30 protein-coding genes are annotated in these 20735 nt (G+C 70.6%); 26 read left to right on the top strand and 4 right to left on the bottom strand.

Annotation, left to right across the window (positions count from 1 at the left end):
• Window positions 1-339 precede the first annotated feature (339 nt).
• On the bottom strand, window positions 340-972 hold the full coding sequence (locus BZY54_RS32365; protein WP_086728884.1) for a GIY-YIG nuclease family protein: 633 nt from the start codon (window positions 970-972) through the stop codon (window positions 340-342).
• Window positions 944-1273, bottom strand: a complete 330-nt coding sequence (locus tag BZY54_RS51130; RefSeq protein ID WP_158103955.1) for a hypothetical protein — start codon at window positions 1271-1273, stop codon at window positions 944-946. The genes BZY54_RS32365 and BZY54_RS51130 overlap by 29 nt, the downstream gene beginning before the upstream one ends.
• A 156-nt stretch (window positions 1274-1429) precedes the next feature.
• Between BZY54_RS51130 and BZY54_RS32355 the strand changes: the two genes are divergently transcribed.
• The 10 genes from BZY54_RS32355 to BZY54_RS32315 all read left to right on the top strand — a co-directional run bounded on the left by BZY54_RS32355 (window position 1430) and on the right by BZY54_RS32315 (window position 7492).
• Complete coding sequence (locus BZY54_RS32355; protein ID WP_143668171.1) at window positions 1430-1813, top strand: hypothetical protein; 384 nt, start codon at window positions 1430-1432, stop codon at window positions 1811-1813.
• 11 nt (window positions 1814-1824) lie between these two features.
• Window positions 1825-2076, top strand: a complete 252-nt coding sequence (locus BZY54_RS32350; RefSeq protein WP_143668170.1) for a hypothetical protein — start codon at window positions 1825-1827, stop codon at window positions 2074-2076.
• A gap of 279 nt (window positions 2077-2355) precedes the next feature.
• Window positions 2356-2640: a hypothetical protein gene (locus BZY54_RS32345; protein ID WP_086728880.1), complete on the top strand. Its 285-nt coding sequence runs from the start codon at window positions 2356-2358 to the stop codon at window positions 2638-2640.
• Window positions 2641-2732: 92 nt separating this feature from the next.
• On the top strand, window positions 2733-3842 hold the full coding sequence (locus BZY54_RS32340; protein WP_086728879.1) for a hypothetical protein: 1110 nt from the start codon (window positions 2733-2735) through the stop codon (window positions 3840-3842).
• A complete protein-coding gene (locus BZY54_RS51125; RefSeq protein WP_158103954.1) occupies window positions 3842-3985 on the top strand; it encodes a hypothetical protein in 144 nt (47 codons plus the stop codon). Before BZY54_RS32340 ends, BZY54_RS51125 begins: the two co-directional genes overlap by 1 nt.
• Window positions 3958-4695: a nuclease-related domain-containing protein gene (locus BZY54_RS32335; RefSeq protein WP_244217454.1), complete on the top strand. Its 738-nt coding sequence runs from the start codon at window positions 3958-3960 to the stop codon at window positions 4693-4695. Before BZY54_RS51125 ends, BZY54_RS32335 begins: the two co-directional genes overlap by 28 nt.
• Window positions 4692-5564, top strand: coding sequence for a hypothetical protein (locus tag BZY54_RS32330; protein ID WP_086728878.1), 873 nt, complete (start codon window positions 4692-4694; stop codon window positions 5562-5564). Before BZY54_RS32335 ends, BZY54_RS32330 begins: the two co-directional genes overlap by 4 nt.
• 13 nt (window positions 5565-5577) lie before the next feature.
• Window positions 5578-5982, top strand: a complete 405-nt coding sequence (locus tag BZY54_RS32325) for a hypothetical protein (protein ID WP_086728877.1) — start codon at window positions 5578-5580, stop codon at window positions 5980-5982.
• 5 nt (window positions 5983-5987) lie between these two features.
• A complete protein-coding gene (locus BZY54_RS32320) occupies window positions 5988-7106 on the top strand; it encodes a hypothetical protein (protein WP_143668169.1) in 1119 nt (372 codons plus the stop codon).
• 146 nt (window positions 7107-7252) lie between these two features.
• Window positions 7253-7492 (top strand): hypothetical protein, encoded by a 240-nt coding sequence (locus BZY54_RS32315; protein ID WP_086728875.1) that lies wholly within the window; start codon window positions 7253-7255, stop codon window positions 7490-7492.
• 69 nt (window positions 7493-7561) lie between these two features.
• Here BZY54_RS32315 and BZY54_RS32310 read toward each other — a convergent pair whose 3' ends face one another.
• A complete protein-coding gene (locus tag BZY54_RS32310; RefSeq protein WP_086728874.1) occupies window positions 7562-7846 on the bottom strand; it encodes a hypothetical protein in 285 nt (94 codons plus the stop codon).
• A 182-nt stretch (window positions 7847-8028) separates the two neighbouring features.
• Between BZY54_RS32310 and BZY54_RS32305 the strand changes: the two genes are divergently transcribed.
• The 9 genes from BZY54_RS32305 to BZY54_RS53805 all read left to right on the top strand — a co-directional run bounded on the left by BZY54_RS32305 (window position 8029) and on the right by BZY54_RS53805 (window position 13206).
• Complete coding sequence (locus BZY54_RS32305) at window positions 8029-8397, top strand: hypothetical protein (protein WP_086728873.1); 369 nt, start codon at window positions 8029-8031, stop codon at window positions 8395-8397.
• 23 nt (window positions 8398-8420) lie between these two features.
• Entirely contained in the window at window positions 8421-8876 is a 456-nt protein-coding gene (locus BZY54_RS51120) for a hypothetical protein (protein ID WP_086728872.1), read from the top strand.
• 17 nt (window positions 8877-8893) lie between these two features.
• A complete protein-coding gene (locus tag BZY54_RS32295) occupies window positions 8894-9505 on the top strand; it encodes a hypothetical protein (protein WP_086728871.1) in 612 nt (203 codons plus the stop codon).
• Window positions 9506-9530: 25 nt separating this feature from the next.
• Window positions 9531-10079, top strand: coding sequence for a hypothetical protein (locus BZY54_RS32290; protein WP_086728870.1), 549 nt, complete (start codon window positions 9531-9533; stop codon window positions 10077-10079).
• A gap of 117 nt (window positions 10080-10196) precedes the next feature.
• Window positions 10197-10481 (top strand): hypothetical protein, encoded by a 285-nt coding sequence (locus BZY54_RS32285; protein WP_086728869.1) that lies wholly within the window; start codon window positions 10197-10199, stop codon window positions 10479-10481.
• A 71-nt stretch (window positions 10482-10552) separates the two neighbouring features.
• On the top strand, window positions 10553-11164 hold the full coding sequence (locus BZY54_RS32280; RefSeq protein WP_086728868.1) for a hypothetical protein: 612 nt from the start codon (window positions 10553-10555) through the stop codon (window positions 11162-11164).
• 71 nt (window positions 11165-11235) lie between these two features.
• Window positions 11236-11697, top strand: coding sequence for a hypothetical protein (locus BZY54_RS32275; RefSeq protein WP_086728867.1), 462 nt, complete (start codon window positions 11236-11238; stop codon window positions 11695-11697).
• A 408-nt stretch (window positions 11698-12105) separates the two neighbouring features.
• Window positions 12106-12390: a hypothetical protein gene (locus BZY54_RS32270; RefSeq protein ID WP_086728866.1), complete on the top strand. Its 285-nt coding sequence runs from the start codon at window positions 12106-12108 to the stop codon at window positions 12388-12390.
• A 204-nt stretch (window positions 12391-12594) separates the two neighbouring features.
• Window positions 12595-13206, top strand: a complete 612-nt coding sequence (locus BZY54_RS53805) for a TMEM175 family protein (protein WP_244217453.1) — start codon at window positions 12595-12597, stop codon at window positions 13204-13206.
• A gap of 96 nt (window positions 13207-13302) precedes the next feature.
• Here BZY54_RS53805 and BZY54_RS32255 read toward each other — a convergent pair whose 3' ends face one another.
• Window positions 13303-13575, bottom strand: a complete 273-nt coding sequence (locus BZY54_RS32255) for a hypothetical protein (protein ID WP_086728864.1) — start codon at window positions 13573-13575, stop codon at window positions 13303-13305.
• A gap of 168 nt (window positions 13576-13743) precedes the next feature.
• Between BZY54_RS32255 and BZY54_RS32250 the strand changes: the two genes are divergently transcribed.
• From BZY54_RS32250 to BZY54_RS32220, 7 genes are all read left to right on the top strand, one after another.
• Complete coding sequence (locus BZY54_RS32250) at window positions 13744-14418, top strand: hypothetical protein (RefSeq protein ID WP_086728863.1); 675 nt, start codon at window positions 13744-13746, stop codon at window positions 14416-14418.
• A 153-nt stretch (window positions 14419-14571) separates the two neighbouring features.
• Complete coding sequence (locus BZY54_RS50450) at window positions 14572-15555, top strand: hypothetical protein (RefSeq protein ID WP_143668167.1); 984 nt, start codon at window positions 14572-14574, stop codon at window positions 15553-15555.
• A gap of 414 nt (window positions 15556-15969) precedes the next feature.
• The gene (locus BZY54_RS32240) at window positions 15970-16287 is read left to right on the top strand and encodes a hypothetical protein (protein ID WP_086728861.1); all 318 of its coding nucleotides are present in this window, start codon (window positions 15970-15972) and stop codon (window positions 16285-16287) included.
• A 61-nt stretch (window positions 16288-16348) separates the two neighbouring features.
• On the top strand, window positions 16349-16681 hold the full coding sequence (locus BZY54_RS50445; protein WP_143668166.1) for a hypothetical protein: 333 nt from the start codon (window positions 16349-16351) through the stop codon (window positions 16679-16681).
• Window positions 16638-16934: a hypothetical protein gene (locus tag BZY54_RS32235; RefSeq protein WP_086728860.1), complete on the top strand. Its 297-nt coding sequence runs from the start codon at window positions 16638-16640 to the stop codon at window positions 16932-16934. The genes BZY54_RS50445 and BZY54_RS32235 overlap by 44 nt, the downstream gene beginning before the upstream one ends.
• 57 nt (window positions 16935-16991) lie before the next feature.
• Window positions 16992-20240 carry a ParB/RepB/Spo0J family partition protein gene (locus tag BZY54_RS53800; protein WP_244217452.1) on the top strand — a complete coding sequence of 1083 codons (3249 nt, stop codon included), beginning with the start codon at window positions 16992-16994 and terminating at the stop codon, window positions 20238-20240.
• 71 nt (window positions 20241-20311) lie between these two features.
• Window positions 20312-20735: hypothetical protein (locus BZY54_RS32220; RefSeq protein ID WP_086728859.1), on the top strand; the 424-nt coding region annotated here is incomplete at its 3' end.

Genomic DNA, 20735 nt, shown 5'->3' with positions numbered 1-20735 from the left:
CGCCCCCCGAGCGCCCGGCCGTCCCCACCGCACAGCGCCCCCGAATCCAGAGCGGGGAAATGGGGGCGCTGTCGCGGCCCTCCGGCCCAAGACGCACGACAGCCCCCTGCATCGAGGGGGCTGTGTGCACCAGAGGCAATCTCATCTACGTGCTGATTGCTCGCCAGGACCGTAGCGCAAGATCACACGTCACGCACGCTGAGCGAGCACCCTGCTACTCTCGGTCCCGGCAGCCTTCGGGAAAGCGCCGCAATCGACGACTGAGCAGCGTCGGTGCCATGCAGAAGCCCCCGTCACCGCGCAGCGACGGGGGGGGGGGCTTCCTGCTGTCAGGGCCGGTCACTCGGCGAGTGTCGGCTGCAGCCGCTCCCAGCGGTCGATGTTGGGGAACGTGGGGGTCCAGCCCAGTTGGCCGCCGGCCCGTGCAGCATGCACCTCGCTTGCCCGCATCTCCCAGGTCAGTCGGCCGTTTACTGCGGCAGGCAGGCTCATGTTCTTCGAGTTGTAGGTCCCGCCCTGCTCCTCCATCTGGCGACGCCACTTCGCGGCGAGCCCCTGCATCAGGCCTGAGGCCTCCAGGTACTCGACTTCTGCCCAGCCGCCAGCGCGGCGTGCCTCCTCGGCCGACGCGCCGGCTCGGATTGCCGCCAGCGCGACGCGCCATCGTGCGTCACTGGCCTCGCGCTGGACGCGGCCCCGCTCGGCGGGGCCCGTATGCCTCGGCGTTCCGGCCACGTTGTGCCGCGGGTCTTCCGCCGCGATCGCGTCCGCCTCGGCCTCGTAGGCGACCTCTCGGCTGCAGTGCCACTCGTCGGTTCGTCGCGCGACCAACGGTCCCCACTCCGTACGGCGGTGAGCCTTTGCCCGCTCCTCCGGGTTGTACGCCGACCCGATGTAGAGCAGCGTGCCGTCCTCGGCCCACAGCCGGTAGACCGCCGCTGGCCTACTGGGCGTCGCCTCTGTCTTCTGCATCCTTGCTCCCGCTCTTGCGCGGGCGGCTGGACCAGGTGCCGGTATGGCCGCGCAGGATGTCCTGCACGGTCCCCAGTGACACCTGGACCTCCGCCGCGATCTTGCGCAGTGACATGCCTTCGTCGTCGCGGAGCCGCCGTACGGCATCGTCCCGGAGCTGCTTGAGGCGTTTGTTCCGGTTCGGCTGGTCCTTGAGTAGCTGAGCTACCGCTCGCGCCCGGGCCACGGGGTCCTCCATCGCCTCGACCTGATCAAGGGCGTCAAGCACCCGCCGCACCTCCTCTTCGAGCTCTTCTGTCACACCCATGCCCCTCAATCCGGGCGGGTCCGCTTGCGCCAGTGTATGGAGTTCCATACGCTAGCGAAAGCGGCCCCGCCCGGGTCGCACGTACACAGCGGCCCCCAGCCAGGGCCTAGGAAACGCTGGCTGGGGGCCCACGTCAGATGGAGCTGACGCATGGGAAAGAGTACTGACGCCTGCCCGGGTGTCATGAGGGACGTCACCGACGAACAGAAGTGCAAGGCGGTCGGCGTGCTCGTCGAGCTGGCCGGCCGGTACGCGGAGGGCGACCCGGACGCCTCGGTGGACTGGATGGAGTGGCTCGCTCGGGTCGGCGCTGTCTCGTTCGAGGCGGCGGGCCACGGACAGGCCGAGTCTCGGGTCATTGCCACGGTGGTGCGCGAGCTCGCGCCGAACCCCGAGAACGCCCAGCGCGGGAAGTTCGCCGCCGGGCTGCTGGAGGCGGCCCGCGCCGCAGGCTGGTCGGACGACGAGAACGAGCCGGTGATCCCGCGCTTTCCGCACCCGCGCCGCGAGGACGAGGCGGGGGGTGCCCAGTGACGGACGCCAAGATGCGGACGAGCAGCAGGGCGGCCACCTCCGAGGAGGCGGTGCGGCGAGCCCTGCTGGAGATCGCCCGGTTGCTGGAGCAGGACCGGCCCGGTGAGCCGATGACGGAGGCCGTTGCGCAGCAGCTCGCGGACGACCAGGCGCAGGGCGAGCCGAATCTGTCCGGTGGTGTCCTCGCGATGCTGCCGCCGGTCGACGGCGGTGTGACGCGCGGGGAGTACGGGGCCCGGCTGCGTGAGGCGGTGGCCCGGTGACCCGACGGATCGACACGAAGACCCCGAACCAGACGGCGGGTCAGCCCGCGACGGTGCAGGCGTGCCAGCAGGACCGTGCGGGCCGGAACGACGCCGTGCAGGCGACGGAAGCGTCCGTGCAGCGGGGCCTGGCCACGCAGCCCGGTTCCTTCACGGTGAGGGGCGGCCGATGACCTGCTGCGGACAGCAGATGAAGACCGAGGGCAGCAAGCTCGTGTGCGGTAAGTGCGGTGGCTGGTTCGAGGGCTTCGCCCTGGTCCTGGCGGGGGGTGGCCGCTGATGGGTGCCATCGGAAGGTTCCTCCGGTCCCTCGACGGCCGCAACGACCGTGAGTTGGCGCGGACGCAGTACGCGGGCCGGACGTCGGCGAGCGACTCGGTGACCTATGGCCGCCAGGTGCGCGCCGCCAAGCAGGCCGAGCGAGACCGGAAGGCCAAGGAGCGGAAGGCGCAGCGCGAAGCGGAAGACAGCGCCCGACGGCGCCAGCGTCACCGCACGGCAGTCCTCCGCGACGGCGACAAGCAGAAGCCGGTCCCCAAGCGCCTACGTGGGCGCGCCTGGTGACCTGACCGGACCGGGCGGGGCCGCCCACTTCCCCCTCGGAGCGGCCCCGCCCTTTTCCCTGACGATCCATGAGCCCGAAGGGCAGCACAGCCATGTCCCAGACACCCGAGACGCCGCAGCCCCGGCAGCCTGGCGTGCGCTACAAGAAGGAGACGCGCGAGCGGCCGGTGACGACCGTCATCGACGGCCGCGCGTCCACGCGGATGGTGACCGAAGAGGTGTGGGTCGCTCTGCCGCCGCGTGACTGGGACGAGATCATTCGGCGCGGCGCCATCACCGTGGCGGTCATCGTCACCCTGCTGGCCGCAGCCGGAACTACCGCGAGTGTCGGCGGGCTGATGTCCCGGATGCTTCACCCGGTCGTCAGTTATGCCGTAGGCGTTGTCTATACGGCGAGCTGGCTGGTGTGCGTCGGTATCGAGCAGATCGAGCGCGTGGATGCCGACCGTGCCGCTCGGGCCCGCAACGCCGGGTGGGTCATGCTCCTCGGCGGCATGGCTGCCGTCATCACCTACGGCCAGGTCCTCGACCAGCTCGCCGCCGGTATCGTCGGCTCCTTCCTGGACGCCGCAGCCAAGGGCCTGTGGTGGCTGATCATGGGCTTGGACCGGGTGAAGCTGAACCCAGACGTTGCTCACTGGGTCGCCGACCGTGAGCAGGAGATGGCCGGTCGACACTTGCTCGGCGTCCGCCTGGCCCGCCTCAACCGGCGTGCCGTCCAGATGCGCGCAGCCGGCCCGGAGTTCCGGGCGGCCGAGGCGATCATCGCGGGGGCCGCGCAGCCCCGGCAGGTCACCGCCTCGGACACGTCCGGACAGACAGCGGACGCGGTGTCCGGACAGCCTGTCCAGACGCCGCCCGAGCCGCCGACGCCGCCGGTGCCGCCCCCGTCCGGACAGGGTCCGGGCGTGTCTGCGCCGGTGTCCGGACAGCAGTCCGCGCCCACTCCGCCCCCGGCTGCGCCGGTGCCGCCCGCGCAGCCGGCTGGGGGAGCGCACCCGATCGGCGAGTCCATCGCCGCGACCGTCCGCCAGCTCCTCGACGACCACCCCGAGTGGGCCGTCGACCAGCCGCTGGACGAGGCGGAGATGACGGCGATCACGGACGCGGTCCGCACGGTCCACGGCGACCGGCCGGACCTGCGCGACACCGTCCGCCGGACCCGTGACCGCGAACTGAAGAAGCGAAGGAAGAGCGCCTGATGCCCCCGTGGATCGTCCTCAACGCCGTAGCAGCGGTGGTCATCTGCGGCTACGGCGAGCACCGCAACCGCACCGTGCGCCGCCTCGCCTGGCTCGTCGGGCTCACCTCTCTGGCGTGCTTGTCCTTCGGGTGGACCTGGTGACCGGTGTCCTGCTGCTGGCCGCTGCCGTCGCCGCCTACTGGTGGTGGCGGTACCGCGGCCCCGGCCGCACCTCGAGCGCCCGCCGACCCGGCGGGCGCATCACGGGCGCCGGCCGCTCCGCCGACGCCCGCGCCCGCGAGTTACGCACCCCGCTCGTCCGCATCGCCACCGCGGCCGGGATTACGACCCGCGCGGAGGCCCTGGCCCGCCGCTCCCAGATCGGCGCGGAGGGGGAGCGGTACGTGGCCCAGCTCCTGGCGCCGCTCACCGCAGACGGGTGGGCATTCCTCGCAGACCGCAGGCTGCCGCGCGGCAAGGCCAACATCGACCTCCTCGCCATCTCCCCGACCGGCCGCGTGTACGTCCTGGACCCGAAGAAGTGGGACCGCAGGCACCGGCTGAGGGTCCGCGACGGACGCCTGTGGCACGGCGAGTGGGACGTGTCCAAGCGGCTCAAGCCCTTGCGATACGAGACGGCCACCGTCTCCAGCCTCCTCGGCGTCAAGGCCATCCCGATCGCCGTCATGGTCGGCCCGATGCGGCCCGGCACCCAGCTCCGCTACGACGGCATCCTCCTCGTCCCGGCCGAAGACATCTGCCACGTGCTGCGCCGCCTCGACGCCCAGCACGTGCCCACCCAGCGCAGCGCCCACCTCGTGGACACCGCCGAGCGGCTGCTGCCCCCGAAGACCGGAAGGACCAGCCGATGACCGCCGGACCCGACGAGCGACTCCGCATCGCCACCGACGACGCCCCGGCCGACGACGACCAGGACGAGCAGCGCATCCGGGAGGAGCTGCGCCGCCGCAACGTAGGCCCCGGAGGCCCGGCCTCCGCCCCGCCGCCCGCCGTGCCCGAGCAGCCGGCGGACAGCGGCCAGCGCGCCAGCAGGCTCCCGGACTGGGTGCGGGCACGGTTCCCCCGGCCCGCCGACCCTGAGCCCGCCGACCAGGCCGAGCCCGTCGACCGGGCGGAGGCGCAGCCGTCCGCCCGGGCGGGCAATCGGCTGACGCCGTGGTGGGAGCTCCGCAAGCCCGACCTGGCTGACCTCCACCCGGACATCGACACCGCCGACGAGGGCCTGAAAGGCGACGAGGCGGCGGGGGAGGAGCCCGCGCCGACCCCAGCCAAGCCGCGCTCCTCCCGGCGCCGCATCTTCAAGACGTCCCCGCCCGACGACGAGTACGGCGAGTACGTGGGGGAGGAGCAGGCGCCCGGCCGCCGCCACTGGGACCGGCCCGTCCTCGGCCGCCCGCCCGGCCTGCCGCCTAAGCGGCAGAACCTATTCACCTGGTGGCGCTCCGTGGAGGCCCACAACAAGTGGCTGCTGTACCACGGCACCGGCCTGCTCGGCGGCATCTACATCGGCGCCTTCCACGAGGGCTACCTGAGCGCGGCGTACATCGCCGCCCACGGCTTCGCCGACATCGAGTCCATCTTCATCGCTGGGCTCGCCGGTGGCCTGTTCCTCCTCGACTACCGCGTCCGCAACTGGTTCCCGCTGCTCGCCTGGGCCGTCCGCGCCCTGTCCACGTCCGTCATCGTCGGCGCGCTCTGGTACGGCGCCCCCATCACCTGAAGCGGAGCACCCCGTGATCAGCGTCATCGGACACATCGGAATCTTCGGCGTCGCCGCCGTCCTGTTCGTCGTCCTCTGGTTCGGCACCAAGGGTGGCGGCAAGGCCGGTCAGCTGTCCTGGTGGTGGATCCTCATCCTGTCGTTCATCGCCGGGTCCGCGTTCAAGGCGGCCGGTCCGCCGTTCTCGTGGATCTCGGAAGGCCTGATGGACGTCGTCCGCATGCTGCGCCACGCCTTCCCACAGTTGACCGGGCCGGGCCTGGCCGTGGTCATCATCGCGATCATCGCGTTCCGCAAGCTGTCCCCGCGCGCCCTGATGTTCTTCGGGGTGCTGTTCACGACGGTCGCAGCCGGCGCCGGGGGCGCCCCTGGTTGGCTCGCCACCCAGTTCGACATGCTCGCCACCTCGTGGGCGTGATGCCGATGACTGCCGCCTTGCACCTGGTCCCCGAGCCCGACGGAGAGCCCGCCGCCGAGCCGACGGAGAAGCCGCCTCCCGCCCCGCCCGCCGAAGAGCCGGGGGAGCAGCCCACCCCGGCCGAGGACGACGACGCGGAGCCGGGGGAGTACGACGAGGACGAGGAGCCCGCCCCGCGGCGGGCCCTCGCCATGCCCGACCTCCGCCCGTACGCCAGCCTGATGTGGATCCCCGACGTCATCAACGCCGGTATCGCGGCCACCCGACGAGCCCGTAAGCGCGCCCGCCAGACCAAGGCCGCACGCCGCGCCGCCGGCGAGCCCCCCGCCCGTCGGCAGCTTCTGGCCATCGCCGTGACCGTCGCCAAGGGCAGCGGCATGCTCATCCACCAGGTCCTGAAGTGGATCGGGGGAGAGGGCGGCCCGGACTCCGCGAAGGTCCCCCACCGCCTCGGCATCGCCCTCGGGGCCGCCTACTGCTGCTACAAGACGGCCACCACCTGGCCCGAGACCGGCCCGACCGCCCTCATCGGGGCGTGGGGCGCGGCGGCCGTCGTCGTGGCCGAGCGTGCCCGCGTCGAGGCTCCCGAGGACGCCGAGAGGAAGCCGACCCGCAAGGCCAGTCGGATCTTCCGGAAGCGGTCCGGCCAGCCCCCCGCCGAGCTCGTCGACGAGGCTGCCGACGGCGCCGCCGAGGAGGCCCCGGCGGACCCCTCTCCCGAGGCCATCGCGAGGGCTCTGCACGCCCTCGTCGGGGAGGGCCGCGGGGTGCTCCTCACCACCCTCCGGCAGGCCCTCGGATTGGCCGATACCCGGGCCGTCCGTCGGGTGCTGACAGAGGCCGGTATCCGGGTGCGTCCTGGGGTGCGCACGGCGGCCGGGAATGGGCCCGGCGTGCACCTCTCGGATTTCCCGGCCCGCCCCTCCTCTCCTGCCCCCGCCCTTGGGGGTGCCGTTGTTGCTGGTCAGAGTGCCAACGCCAACGCCAACAACGCCGAGAGCGGGGCTCAGAAGGGGTTGGGTGTAGACGGCAGCGAGCCGGACGATGGGCGGCCCTTCGACATCGTCCAGGACTCGGAGAGGGGCCCGGCCGCGTGGAAGGTGGTGCCGCGCGCACCCCGGTAGACCTCGCCCGTCTGTTCGGCCCAGCCGTCCCGTTGTCGAACAGACCGAATCCCGCGCGACGGATACGACACGAACGGTTACGCACTGTCGGCGCCATCGGCCACCATGAGGGGGAAGACCGAAGGTGATCAGAAGGGGGGGCGGCCATGACGCCCAAGAAGTACCGATGCAACGCGTGCAGGACGACGTCGCCCCTGTGCTTCACCGACAGCGCGCTGCACCGGGAGAAGATGCGGCACCGCTACCTCGCCCACACGGGGCACCGGCCGGACGGCGAGCGCATCATCGACGTCCCCGTGGCGAGTCTCTTCGACATCCCGCGCGGGCAGGTCATCGCCACCGTGATCCTGTTGCTCGCTGTGGCGGCCGTCGTGCTCGCCCGCTGACCACCCGACCTCCCACAGCAAAGGGGCCGCACCCGATGGGTGTGGCCCCTTCTGTCGGCTGTGCCGGCGTCAGCTCTCGGTCCGCTTGGCCTTGTTGGGCTGGCGGGCCGGGACGTCGTACTTGGCGACGATGTTCCACAGCGTCCCGATGCCCCACGGCACGTCCGGGTTCTTCGCGAGGGCCGCGACGGGCAGGTCCGGGTTCGCCTTCAGCTCGTCGGCGAGCGCGTTCTGCGCAGCCTCGCGCAGCTCCTCCTCTTTGGCGACGTGCTCGTTCCATGCGCGGATCGCGTCGCGCGCGGCGTCGCTGAGCTTGTGGTCGGGCTGCGGCTGGGCTCCTGGCTTCCTGGGCATGTGCGGAGTCTTCCACAAGTCGGTTTTGTAAAACACGTTTAGTGACCGCGTGGCGGTGATCGTTGCCGTGGCCTGCACTCCTGGAGGATTCTTTGCCTATTCAGGTTCACAAAAATGGTTAGACAAAGTGGGTTTTGCAAAGAATGGAAGTAGTACCACCCACCACCCCACAAGGAGCCGCCATGCGCGCCACGAAGGTCACCGAAGCGGAACCCATCCGGTGCCTGAAGTGCCACCGGCGGCTGCGCAACCCGTCATTCGACGGCCTCGGACCGAAGTGTCGCCGCAAGGTGTTCCGGGCCTCCCGCGCCCCCCAGCTCGCCGCCCAGTACAAGAGCGACCTGGTCGACAAGGCCATCGATCTCCTGGAGATGGGCGGCCTGATCCCGCTCCGCGACACCGGCAAGAACGCCGTGTTCCTCGCCGTCAGCTCCGACGGCACCACCGCCTACCGCACCGCGCGCGCCGCGTGCACGTGCCCGGCGGGCCTGAAGGCCAAGCACATGTGCTGCCACCGCATCGCGGCCCACGTAGTCGAGCTGGCCGCCTGAACCGAAAGAGAGAAAGGACCCGCATGGACCGCCTGACCGTCCTCCACCGGCTCGTGCCCGACTGGCCCGAGCTGCCCGCTGCCGACCAGTGCGTACCCGACCGGCTCCCGGTCCCGCCCGAAGAGTGGCCGCCGCTGGCCTTCACCTGGCGGGACATTCGGCCGACCGTCCTGCCCGGCGACCTGTACGGCGACCACCGCACCGACAGTCTCCTGCAGGTCGACGGGGCGCCCGCGCCCGTGGCCTACGTCTCCTGGTCGCCCACCCCGGGCGCCCGCTACGGCCACGGCTGGCTGTGGCGCTGCCAGGTGCGTGTCATCGAGGCGCACGGCGACAGCTTCGACTGCACCACGTCCGACCGCTCCACCACGCGAGACAGCGCCCGTGACGCCGCCTCGGCTCACGTCCGCGACGCCCACGCTGACGCTGCCGTCCTGTACGGCTCGCGCCGCTTCCACGCCGTCCGCAACTGGATCTGACCCTGAAGGGAACGCCGATGCACCCCGCCACCATCTGTACCCGCTCGCACGTCCGGACGCCCCGCCCCTGGTCCCCGACCGGCTTCGAGTACGCCGCGTTCAAGGAGATCGTCGTGGGCGCCGGCGTGTACGCGACCGGCTACGTGACCGCCTGGGAGGCCGACCTAGCGATCGGCCGCGCGACGGGCAAGGGCCGGACGATCGCCGTGCGCGAGTACGGCGCCCTGGTCATCGCCGGGCGGGTCAGCCGGTCGCGCACGCTGGAGTTCGCCGTCCGCCCCGAGCGGCTGACGCCCCGGCAGGCCGAGGACCTCGACCTGATCGACCGCTACGAGCAGCACGCCCGCCTGGTCCGCGACGAGCACGGCTGGATCTGCGGGGTCGACGCCGGATGGTTCCGCATCCCGCGCGTGCAGACCAGCATGCTCCTCGAGCGCGGCTGGCTGTCGCACCCGCCGCACTCGAACAAGGTGTGGATCTCGGCGGCCGGCCGCATGGCCATGGCCCGCTACTGGCACCGCAAGCAGGGCCTGAACTGGCGGCTCCTCAAGGGCCTGTACCTCGACGGCGCACTGACCGCCGCCGCCACCGCCCACGCCGCGCTGGCCGCTTCCGCCCGCACCCGCTGACACCCCTCACCCCTGGAGGAACCGCATGACCACCCAGATCACCGCCGAGCTCGCCGCCCAGCACGAGGCCGCCCGGAAGGCCGCAGCCCAGGCCGGTCCGACCGACGGCGACAAGCTGATCGCCGCCCTCGGCCAGTTCGGCATCCCGGCGTTCTTCGCCGAGGACTGCGGCGTCTCGTACGTCCTCGTCGGCGTCGACCGCACCGCCGACGAGGGCGACGCCCACACCGGGCCGAAGGTGTTCCTGTACTCCGAGGAGAACGCCGACCTGACGCCCGAGCAGCACACCGAACCGTGGGCGGCCGCCCTGTACGACGGCGAAGGCGAGTTCAGCCACGTGCTGTTCACCGCGCAGGCCGGGCTCGACCTCGACGCCGAGTGCGCCCACGCCGCCCTGTGCCTGGCCTGCTGGCTCACCGCCCACGGCGGCGACTACCCGCGCGCCCGGCCTGAGCCGGCGAAGGCCGAGCGGGGCCCCGGTGAGGGCGTCGTCTACGGCAGGCTTCCCGGCTCGGGAGGCCGGACGCGCGGCCGGTCGGTGGCCGACGTCATGTTCGGCAGCCTGGGCCGCTGACCTGCGGCTTCGTGGAAGTTCTTTTGCGTAATCCACTTTGTCAACACGATTAAACAAAGTGGATTTCGCAAAGGATGGAACTGGCGACATCAACCACCGACCCCCAAGGAGACCGGGATGAGCCAGGCCACCACCACCTTCACCGCGGACGTCGAGGCCCTCGGCGACCTGCTCGCCGTCACCTACGAGGAGGGGCTCGGCCTGGCCGACCTCCACCCCCTCACGGCGGGCCGGTACTGCGGAATCGCGGCCGACCTCATCTCCCGCAACCTCCCGCGCGACATGCACGCGCTCGCCCAGGTCCTCGCCCTGCTGATCGACGAGATGCACCACGAGGACATCGCCCCGTGGATGTTCGTCCGCCACCTGGACGCGGCGGACGACGTCCTCAAGCGGTTCTGACCCGCCCCAACGGGGCCCGGCCGCTCACCGGGCCCCTTCGCCCCCCACGACTCCCCGAAGGAGAAGCCACCATGTTCCGAGAGACCGTCACCCACGCCGGCGGCGACAGCCAGGGCGCCGCGAGCGAGGCCCACGCGCTGATGCTCCTGCGCCGCGCCCGCAACCGCGGCCACGCCATGGAGGCCACCCCCGGCGGGGGCGCAGCGATCCGCTGGTCCCGCATCGACGGCCCCACTCGCGCGGTCGCGCTGCGCTCCATCACCCTGGAGCCCGAGCTGCCCGTCGGCGACCTCGACGACCGCACCCGCGCCCTGCTCACCCTGGTCGGCCTGGGCGGCGCCCGCCACGTCCTCGACGGCGACCGCCGGTACATCGTCGCCGGTGGCCACGAGATCCCGCCCGGCGAGTCCGCGCGCCTGCGCGTCCGCCGCCTGGTCGACGTCGACAGCCGGGGCCGCGTCCGCCTCACCCTCGCCGCCCGCCTCGGGCTGCTCGCCCGCGAGCACGCCCAGACCGGCGGCGGCACCGAAGGCTTCGCCATGTGCGCGTGTGGGCTCACCGTGAACGGCCCCACCGGCGAGGCCGCCGACGCCGTCCTGCGCGGCCACCGGCAGACCGTCACCGCCCGCCTCGTCGACTCCATCGACGCCACCTACGCGGCGTCCGTCGCCGACACCCGCTGACCGCCAGCCCTGTCCGGACACGGCCACGGACGTGTCCGGACACGTCCATCTCGCCATCCCGGAGGACCACCATGCGACCCACACAGGCCCATGTGCGCGGCATCTACGCGACCGCCCTGCAGTACCTCGACGACGACCAGGCCCCGGCCGAGCCGCGCCACCTTCACCGCGCGTTGGACAGCGCGATCCACCGGCGCCACCCCGACGCCGACAGCCGGGCCAAACGCGCCCTGCGGCACAAGGCACTCGAAGGGCTGCCCGGCTGGACGAGCGCGGCCACCCGAGCCGACCTCGCCGACCAGCTGCGGCAGGCCGCCCGCTGCGGGCTCGACCCCGACGAGATGATCGGCCAGTCGTACGCCACGGTGGCGGGCCAGGTCTGGTTCCACGGCGCCTACTCCGCCCGCCGCGTGCGCCGCGAGAAGCCGTGGCCGCACGGCCTGTCCGAGTCCGGCCGGCCGTGGCTGAAGCTGTGGACGGACGACGAGGAGGCCCGCAACCCGGTCGTCCTGTACGCGGAGTTCAGCGCGTGACGGGCGGCCGGCCGGACACGTCCGGACAGTCTCCAGGCAGGGGAGCGCTCCGCCCGGGACGGAGTGTCCGGGCGTGTCCGGACAGGGTGTCCGGACACGCCCGCAACCTGCTCTCACCTGCGATTTCTCCTGATCTCCCCGGAACTCCAGGCGGCCTCACGCGTTGGACATAGTGCCTACCCACTAAGCACCTCGAAATGAGCCACGGATGACGAACCGGCCCCCCTCCTCCCCGACGGTGGCCATAGCGCGCGACTTCCGCGTCACCGGCGACTACCGCAACGGCGAGCGCGTCGGCACGTACGTCCTCACCCTCACCCGCCACGCCGACGAGGTAATCGCCGAGCACGCCGACGAGATCGAGCGCCTGAGGAGCGGGACGAGCGGCTGTGGAACGCGTGGGCGAAGGTGCAGGGCATCACCTTCCGGCTCGGCCGGTCCGTGCCCGCCGGCTGGGTGCCCACCGACGAGGAGATCGCCGAGCACCGCCTGGACGCGGCGGTCGTCGACGAGCTCCGGGCCGAGGCCGCGCGGCCGACGCCGAAACCGGGACTGCCGAAGGCAGCCCCGCTCCGCCCGGTCCAGCCGCTCCCGCTCCCGGCCGTGCCGGACGAGACCGAGCAGCTCAGCCGGTTCGCCCTGGCCGCCGGCAGGCCCCATGGTGTCTGCATCCGGCATGGACTGGTGGTATGACCACATTTACCCGATCTGGGTTATCGCGGTGTCCGTCGCCACTAGAGTGGGGCGGGCCATCCCCACTCGTGGTCTCCCCTGGGCATGCCGGGCTCTTCCAGCCCCCGACCGTGACGTTGCAACGGAGCGATGACAGAGCCTGTTCATGGACCAGACCGATCAGAAACGTCGACGCCGTTCGGTGCCGAGCGCCAACCTGCCCGGGTGGTCGCGTTCAGCGACGGCGTCATCGCCATCGCCATCACGCTGCTCGTCCTGGAGATCCACCCGCCGCACGACACCAGCCACCTGCTGCACGGACTCGCCGCGCTCTGGCCGTCCTACCTGGCCTACGTCGTCACCTTCATGCTGATCGGACAGGTGTGGGCCAACCACCACATCATGTTCGACCACATCCGCAGCGTCGACCGGGTGGTCCTGTTCCTCAACACCGTGCTGCTGATGGGCATCGCGTTCCTGCCGTTCGTCACCTCCGTACTGGCCGCGGCAATCCGCGACGGACAGGGGGAGCGCACCGCCGTCGTCCTCCAGGGCAGCGCTTTCTGGTTCATGGACCTTCTGTTCAACATCATCTGGTGGTACGTCCGTCGTGATCGCCGGCTGCTCGCCGCCACCATCGACTCAGCCGGCGTCGCAGCCATCAGCCGCCGCTTCCGGCTCGCCCTCGTCTGGCTCGCCACCGGAACCCTGCTCGGCCTCCTGCTTCCACCACTCGGCGTTGCCGTGATCGCCGCCTTCATTCCGTACTACTGGCTTCCCATCGCAGGCGAGATCGCCAAGGTGCGGCGTCGGCGCGGCCGCCGGAATGCGACGTGACTGCGAGGCCAGGAGAAGGGTGTGGCTCAACCCACAGCGACCACTAGCGCCCGCCCGCCTCCACTGAGGGGGCCGGCGGGCGCTCGTCGTTTCAGGTCACGCAGTCTTGCGGGATCCCTTGTGGCGGGTGTGGCCGCTGGCGATGTCGGACACGCGCTGCGGAGAGACCTCCAGGTACGGCGCCAGCTCGTCCCGGTCACGGCCGGAGTCGAGGAGGCCGCGCACGGTCCTCTGCCGCTGGACGCGCAGCCACCGCTGCAGGTCGGGCACGGCGTTCAGCGCCGCGGTGAGCCGCTGCGCCTGCTCGATGGTCGCCTCGGCTTCGAGATCGGCGAGCGCGGCGAACGGCTCGGGGAGGGTGTTGTCCATGCGACCAGGATAGAGGGTACCCACTATGGGTGCACGCCGACGGGGCGCGGCAGGCCGCTGACCTGTACTTTTCTCGAATTTCTCCCGAAATACCCGGAATCACACAGACCGTACAAGCGTTGGTATTAGTGACTACCCACTAAACCCCCCACCCCAAAGGAGCCCGAAATGGACGCCAAGACCGCCCTCCGCTTCCTCGAAGTCCGCGCCACCTCTGAGGCCCAGGCCGCCGAGAAGGCCCGCAAGAACCTGGCCGACGCCTGCGCGGTCCAGCGCTCCGACCTCACAAACCTCATGGAAACCGCCATGCTGGCCGACGCGATGGCCAAGCCGTGGGCAGACCTGATGGTGCGCATCGAGCGCCACGGCGTCCGCGAGGGACTGGCCAGGATGCGCCAGAAGGCCATGACCGACCTGGTGGAGTACGGGCTCGCCCTCAGCACGAGCCTAGTCACCAACGCCCAGCGCATCCACGAGCAGGACGGCCTGCGCCGCTTCCTGAGCTCCAGTGACCTGGACGTCGACGAAGAGGCCCCGGCCGAGGAGCCCGCCCCGGTGGCCGAGGAGCGGCCGGCGCCCGCGCCCAAGTCGGTGGAGGTCCCGAAGGCAACCCCGGCTCAGAAGCGGACCCTGCTGGCCATCCGCGACACGCGGATCGAGCTCCAGGAGACGCGGGTCGGCCACATGAGGGTCGTCGCCAGCCGCCAGGGCGCCATGCCGCGCAAGGACATGGTCCTGTGGGTCATCGAGCAGGGGTGGGCGCAGCAGGACCAGTCCACCAGCCTTTACGACGGCCAGCGCGTGAGCCTGACCGAGGTGGGCGAGGCGATCCTGGCCGGCTGACCGCCAGCCGCCCCGGCGGGGCCACCAGCCCCGCCCACCCCCTCTGACCTGCATCTTTCTTGGATTTCTCCCGAAACACCCGGAACCACCAGGGGCGTATCCGCGTTGGCATTAGTGACTACCCACTAAAGCTCACCCCCGCAGGAGCCCGAAATGGACGCCTTCACCTCCTCCGCCATCTTCTCAGCAGCGGCCGCCGCCACCAGCTGGAAGAAGCTGAACACCGGCCTGACCGCCACGGTCCGGCACGACGGGTGCGACTGGACGGTCCAGATCCCCCCGAGCGAGGCGGGCGCCAAGGCCGAGATCAGGGGGGCTTCGTCGTGTTCCCGGCGGCTCACAGCGACGTCAGGGGTCGGAGGTCACACTTGCATGGAACGCCCCCCTCGGGGCCGCATACCGGGCATGATCACGAGCATGCTTTCAAGTCTGCTGCCTGGGTTGCGCCACTTCCGCACCCCGTTCGCTGTTGGCGTCCTCTGCACATTTCAGGCCTGGCTCTTGTTCGGGGACTCGGTACCCACGCGTAGTCAGGCGCACGGCTTCATCCATCGCGTATATGCGCTAGGGAACATTGCCGGAAGGCCCATAGTGACGGCGGCTGTAGCCTTCACCCTCTATCTTCTTGGTGATGTCATGAAGATACCAGGACGGCGCATAGCTGCGTTCCTTAAGTGGCTTCACGGGGATACGGCGCTTATGACGCCAGAGTCGTGGGCCCATCTGGCTATGTACGCACGGAGGGCTTTCAAGAATCGCGGAATTGAAAACATCGCGGACACGCGTGTCAAAAACCTCACCAACAGGATGGTATTCGAGACTCCAGAACTTCGCATGCGCCTTATTGCAAATCACTCAGACTTGTACATGGAGTGTGACCGCCTCGACTCAGAGGCGGAGTTTCGCTTCAATGTGGCAATATACTCTGCAACCCTTTGGGTAGTTCTTGCAGCGTGCTGGTCTGCCTGGTCGCTGATCGGATTTATAGCCTCGATACTAATCTTCCAAAACGGAGTTCGCGCCTTTCGTGACTCCACTGCAATTGTTATTCAGAGTGTTGTCTCAGGGATGATTACTTCAGAATTTTTCGAGGAAGAGATGCAGCTAGACCAAGAAAGCGTCGACGCTGGTCAGTAAGACGGTATCCAGCAGGCGAAACAGCGGCGCGGGCGAGCGGGATCACCCCCAGCGGAAAGGTCTTGCAGCCATTGCCAGGTATTGGCGGCGCCGGTTCGTTCGGACGCTACGAAATTGTGGGCCAGCATGCGGCCCGGCTCACGCCATCGCCCTACATCGCCTCGGCTGCGAGGGTCACGGCGGGTCCGAGTACATGTGCGTGCAGGCCACCTGGGGCCAGACGTTCGCGATCGTCGAGGCGGCCATGGCCGCCACCCGGATCGACTGAGCCTCCCGGGCGGGGTCAGTGGCCCCGCCCACTCCCTCTGACCTGCACTTTTCTCGGATTCCTCGCGGAACACCCGGAACCACCAGGGGCGAATCCGCGTTGGTATTAGTGACTACCCACTAAACCTCACCCCCCAGGAGGCCCCCATGCTCGCCACCGCTATCTGCGAAGAGATCGAACTGATCGCCGAGGCCGGGGACGCCGAGGACGCCCTCGACCTCTCCCGGCGGCTCGCCCGCGAGACCGACACCACTCGCGCGGTCGCCGTACGCAGGACGGTGAGCAAGGGGCAGGTCGACCGGGCCGCCCTCCGCCAGCTCGGTCTGGGCATCGCCGAGGAGGTCGCTCGCAGCCAGCTGTGGGCCGCCCGCGAGTTCCGCGCGCTCACCCGCGAGATGGCCGCCGACCCTATCGGCGCCAGCATCCTCGCCCGCGCGGCCGGTGAGGCCGGCCGCCTGTTCTGACCTCTGTGTGCATCGCGCATAGTGGCTACCCACTAAGTCCGTGAACGAGGAGGACCCCGCCATGACCACTCAGCTCGCGCCCGTCGGCCCGTACGTCATCCCCGCCCGCGACATCCGCGAGGGCGACACGCTGCGCGGCTACTACGCGCCCGGCGTCACCCTCGCCGCCGCGGCCTGCCCCGGCCAGTACGCGCCGGACTGGTCGGACGCCGACCGCAGGCCGCTGATGCTCCCCCTCCCGTACCGCGCGAAGGAGGTGACCGGCCGCCCTCGCCCTGCGCGACGGCCGCAAGCTCGACGGCGACAGCCCCGTCCTCGTCACCCGCGAGATGGTGCGGCCCGCCCGCCGGATGAGCCCGCAGGACTGCGAGGACTTCGCCACGGCCGTCGGTAAGATCGCGGGCATCGCCGCGAAGAGCCTGCACGAGTCGTTCCCTCACCTCGACCTCGACGGCCTGGTCGAGACGTTCACCCGGCCCCACGCCCTCAACATGCTCGGCACCCGCTACCTGTCCGGGCTGGACCGCGGCCTGAGCGCCGGTGAGGCCGCCGCCGAGGCCGGGACCGCCCTGATCCGCGCATGGGCCGAGGCCCGCCTCGCCGCCCGCGCCCAGCTCGACCGCGAGAAGGCCGCCGCCTCCGTCTGACCGCCACCGGGCGGGGCCGCCCGGCCCTGCCCCCCGACCACCCAGGAGGAACGCCAGATGGCAGAGATCACGATCACGCACACGCGGGCGGAAGGCACGATCCTGACCGGCTCCAGCAAGGGAGACGGCATCTTCGAGATCGTCAGAGAACACGGCTTCTGGTTCTCCCGCTCGGTCGAGGGCCTGTTCATCAAGCGGTCGCGCGACAAGGCAGCCGACACCTGGCGGATCAACCGGGCTGCCGAGGCCCTGCGCGCGGCCGGCCACACCGTGACGGTCGAGATCAACGAGCGCGTGCGCCGATCCTTCGCCGAGGCCGAGGCCGACCGCGAGGAGCGCGCCGCAGACCGCGCCGACCGCTACAGCGACCGTGCGGGCCGCGCGGCCGCCAGGTCGGACGCCCGCTACCAGGCGTCCAAGGCCATCTCGGACTACATGACCGGCGAGCCGATCAAGGTCGGCCACCACAGCGAGGCCCGCCACCGTCGGGACATCGAGAGGATGGACGGCCACATGCGCGCCTCCATCCAGGAGGAGAAGAAGTCCTCGTACTGGTCGGACCGGGCGCGGGCGGCCGAGAACTACGAGCGGTTCAGGAAGGATCCGTACCGCACCCGGCGGCGGCTGAAGAAGCTGCGCGCCGACCTTCGCCAGAAGGAGCGCTACGTGGCGGAGGCTGCCGAGAAGGGCTGGGACGGCGAGCGGTACGAGGTCGACGTCCTCGACCTGCGCGAGGAGATCGCGCTCTGGGAGCAGATCGTCGAGCAGGCCAAGGCCGAGGGCGTGAAGATCTGGGGCCCGGAGGACTTCGCGCCCGGTGACTACGTGCGCTACCTCGGCTCCTGGTACCAGGTGAAGCGGGTCAACTCCGAGACGCTGAGCATCGCGTGGAACCTGCGGCTGGCCCCGAAGCAGGTGATGACGCTGGAGGACGCCACCGATCGCGGCCGGGTCTGGACGCACCCGGCGGACTACACGGAGGTGCGGGCCCGCTGCCCGGAGGGCGCGATGGACGCCTTCCTGGCCGACGGGAAGGTGCCCGGCACGAAGGCAGCAGGGGAGGCGTCCGAGGCGCAGCCGGCGAGCGCGGTCCGCGAGGCCCAGGCGGCGAAGCCGAAGGCGGCGAAGGCGGCGAAGCGCAGCGACCCGAAGTTGGCCAGGCGGCTGTTCGTCACGTGCGACCTGGGCGGCACCGTGGCCGAGCTGACGTGGCTCAATGGCAACAGCCGACCGCACAAGGACTTCGAGCCGACGCTGATCACGCCCCCGGAGGGCGAGAAGTTCCACCGGGCGGTGTGGTCCAAGCTTCTGCAGGCCGAGATCACGAGGATCCTCGACGAGCGCGGCTACGTGTACGGGCCGGACGACTGGACGGTGTCCCGGGACCGGAGCGGCTTCGTGCGGAGCATCGAGCCCAAGCCCGAGCAGCCGGTGGAGCCCGCCGCGGCCGAGGAGGAGGCGGCGCCCGCCATCGAGGAGGCGCCGGCGCCCGAGGCTCCCGGGGAGGGGGCCTCAGCGGGGCACGGAGAGGCGCCCGAGGGGAGCGAAAACACGGCTCTGACCTGCGATTTCTCTGGGAACACCCGGAACCACCAGGACGGCTCACGCGTTGGTAATAGTGACTACCCACTACACCCCACCCAGGAGGACGCGATGACCGCTCCCATTGGACGTCGGCTCACCCGGCGCCAGGCCAAGGAAGCCCAGATGGCCGAGATGCGCGAGCGCGCCGCCCAGCGGCCCGACATCGAGCGCACCCCCGAGCTGGACGCCGCTTACCGGGCCTACGTGGACGAGGGCATCGCGATGACAGACGGCTACTACGCGCCGATCGACTTCCAGGCGTGGGCCTACACCCTGGGTGCCGCCCTGGTCGCCGCAGCGGAGGCCACGAAGACCGCGACGGCCGAGACCGAAGTGCCGGTCGACGAGCCGCCCGCCGAGACCGCCAGCGAGGAGCCCCCGGCCGAAGAGCCCGCCGCAGCCGAGGCCGAGACGCCCGCCGAGGAGCAGCCGGCGGAGCCCGAGGAGCCCGCAGCAAAGGCCCCGGAGGCGAACGGAGAGACCTCCGAGGGGAGCGAAAAAACCGCTCTGACCAGCGATTTCTCTGAAAACACCCGGAACCACAAGGGTCGTACAAGCGTTCGTATTAGTGACTACCCACTAAACCCCACCACCCAGGAGGTTCCGACCATGACCGCCACCACCCAGGCCACCAAGACCGCCAAGACGGGCAAGAAGGCGACCGCCACCAAGAAGGCCGCCCCGGCGGAACAGGCGCCCACCACCCCCCAGGTGAAGACCGTCCAGAAGGTCGTCCCGATCGACCGGATCGACCGCGACCCCTCCCAGCCGCGCAAGGTCTTCGACCAGGCCAAGCTGGAGGAGCTGGCCGGTTCCATCAAGGAACTGGGCCTGCTCCAGCCGGTCAGCCTGCGCTACGTCCCCTCGACCAAGAGGTACGTGCTCATCGCAGGTGAGCGCCGGTGGAGGGCGTCCAAGCTGGCCGGTCTCACCGAGATGCCCGCGGTCGTCAACCACGGCGTGCAGGACGGCGACCGCGAGACCCTCGCCCGCCAGGTCGCCGAGAACGTCGGCCGCGCGGACATGACCCCGATCGAAGAGGCCGAGAGCTTCCAGCGGCTGGTCGACGCCAACTACTCGGTGGACGAGGTGGCCAAGATGGTCGGCAAGTCGCCCGCGTACGTCGGCTGGAGGATCGGCCTCCTGCGCCTATGCGAGCCCGCCCGCGAGGCCCTGGCCAAGGGGCACCTGCCGGTCGGTCTCTCCTGGTACGTGTCCCTGCTGAACTGCGACAACCAGATGCGGTTCCTCACCCGGTACGCCCGAGGCGAGTTCAAGTCCACGCGGGACGCGGAGGCGTTCGCGCAGGCGGCCCGCGCGGAGGAGAAGCGGCAGGAGGAGCAGGGCAGCTTCTTCGTCCTGGCCGACGAGGCTGCCGGCGGCAAGGACAGCCAGGACGCCATCCCCGGCTCGCTCGACCTCCCCGAGAGCGAGCGCGAGCAGCTGGTCGACGACCGCCGGAAGCTGGTCGGCAAGATCGACAAGCTGAGCATCATGGGCGAGATCCTGTCCGAGCTCGCCTCGGCCGACCCCGAGCAGCTCGCCATCCTGCTCGCCGGTACGCCGGGCGGCGTCCCCGGCCACCAGATGCGGATCGAGCACCTGCGGGAGCTGACCCTGCGGGCCACGAAGAACCTCCGCCAGGCCCAGGCGATCGCAGCGGTCCGCGCGAACAGCATCCAGATCAACCCGGAGGCCGCCGCCTCCTCCTCGGCCGCCTAGATAGTGGGTACCCACTACGCCCCGCCCCGGAAGGGGCGGGGCGGCCCCCTCGCCACCCAAGGAGAAAGCAGATGTACCCGCACTACGACACCCCCACTGAGCGAGCGGTCGCCTACACGGCTGGCCTGATCGACGGCGAAGGCAGCGTTTGCGTTCAGGGCAACCGGTACCAGATCAACATCTCCCAGTGCGTCATCAACGACGGCGAGAACCTGTGCAGGTGGCTCGCCCAGGTCTGGGGCCTCGGCACGATCTTCGTGCACGAGAAGGGCCGGAAGAACCCCCAGTGGTCCTGGCATGTTGCTCAGACCCGAGCGGTGCAACACGTCCTGACTGCCTGTCTGCCGGACCTGCGGGTCAAGAGGCCCAACGCCCTCGAAGCGCTCGATTGGCTCGCGAAGCACGTCTCGGAAGGGCGTCGGCTCAGCTGGACGCCCGGCGAGGAGCGCTGGCTGCTCGACCACTGGGACTCACCGGACGCCGAACTGGCGGCGG

The organism is Streptomyces carpinensis (genome assembly GCF_002154505.1).
GTDB classification, from domain to species: domain Bacteria; phylum Actinomycetota; class Actinomycetes; order Streptomycetales; family Streptomycetaceae; genus Streptomyces; species Streptomyces carpinensis.
This window is presented reverse-complemented; position numbering and strand designations above follow the sequence as displayed.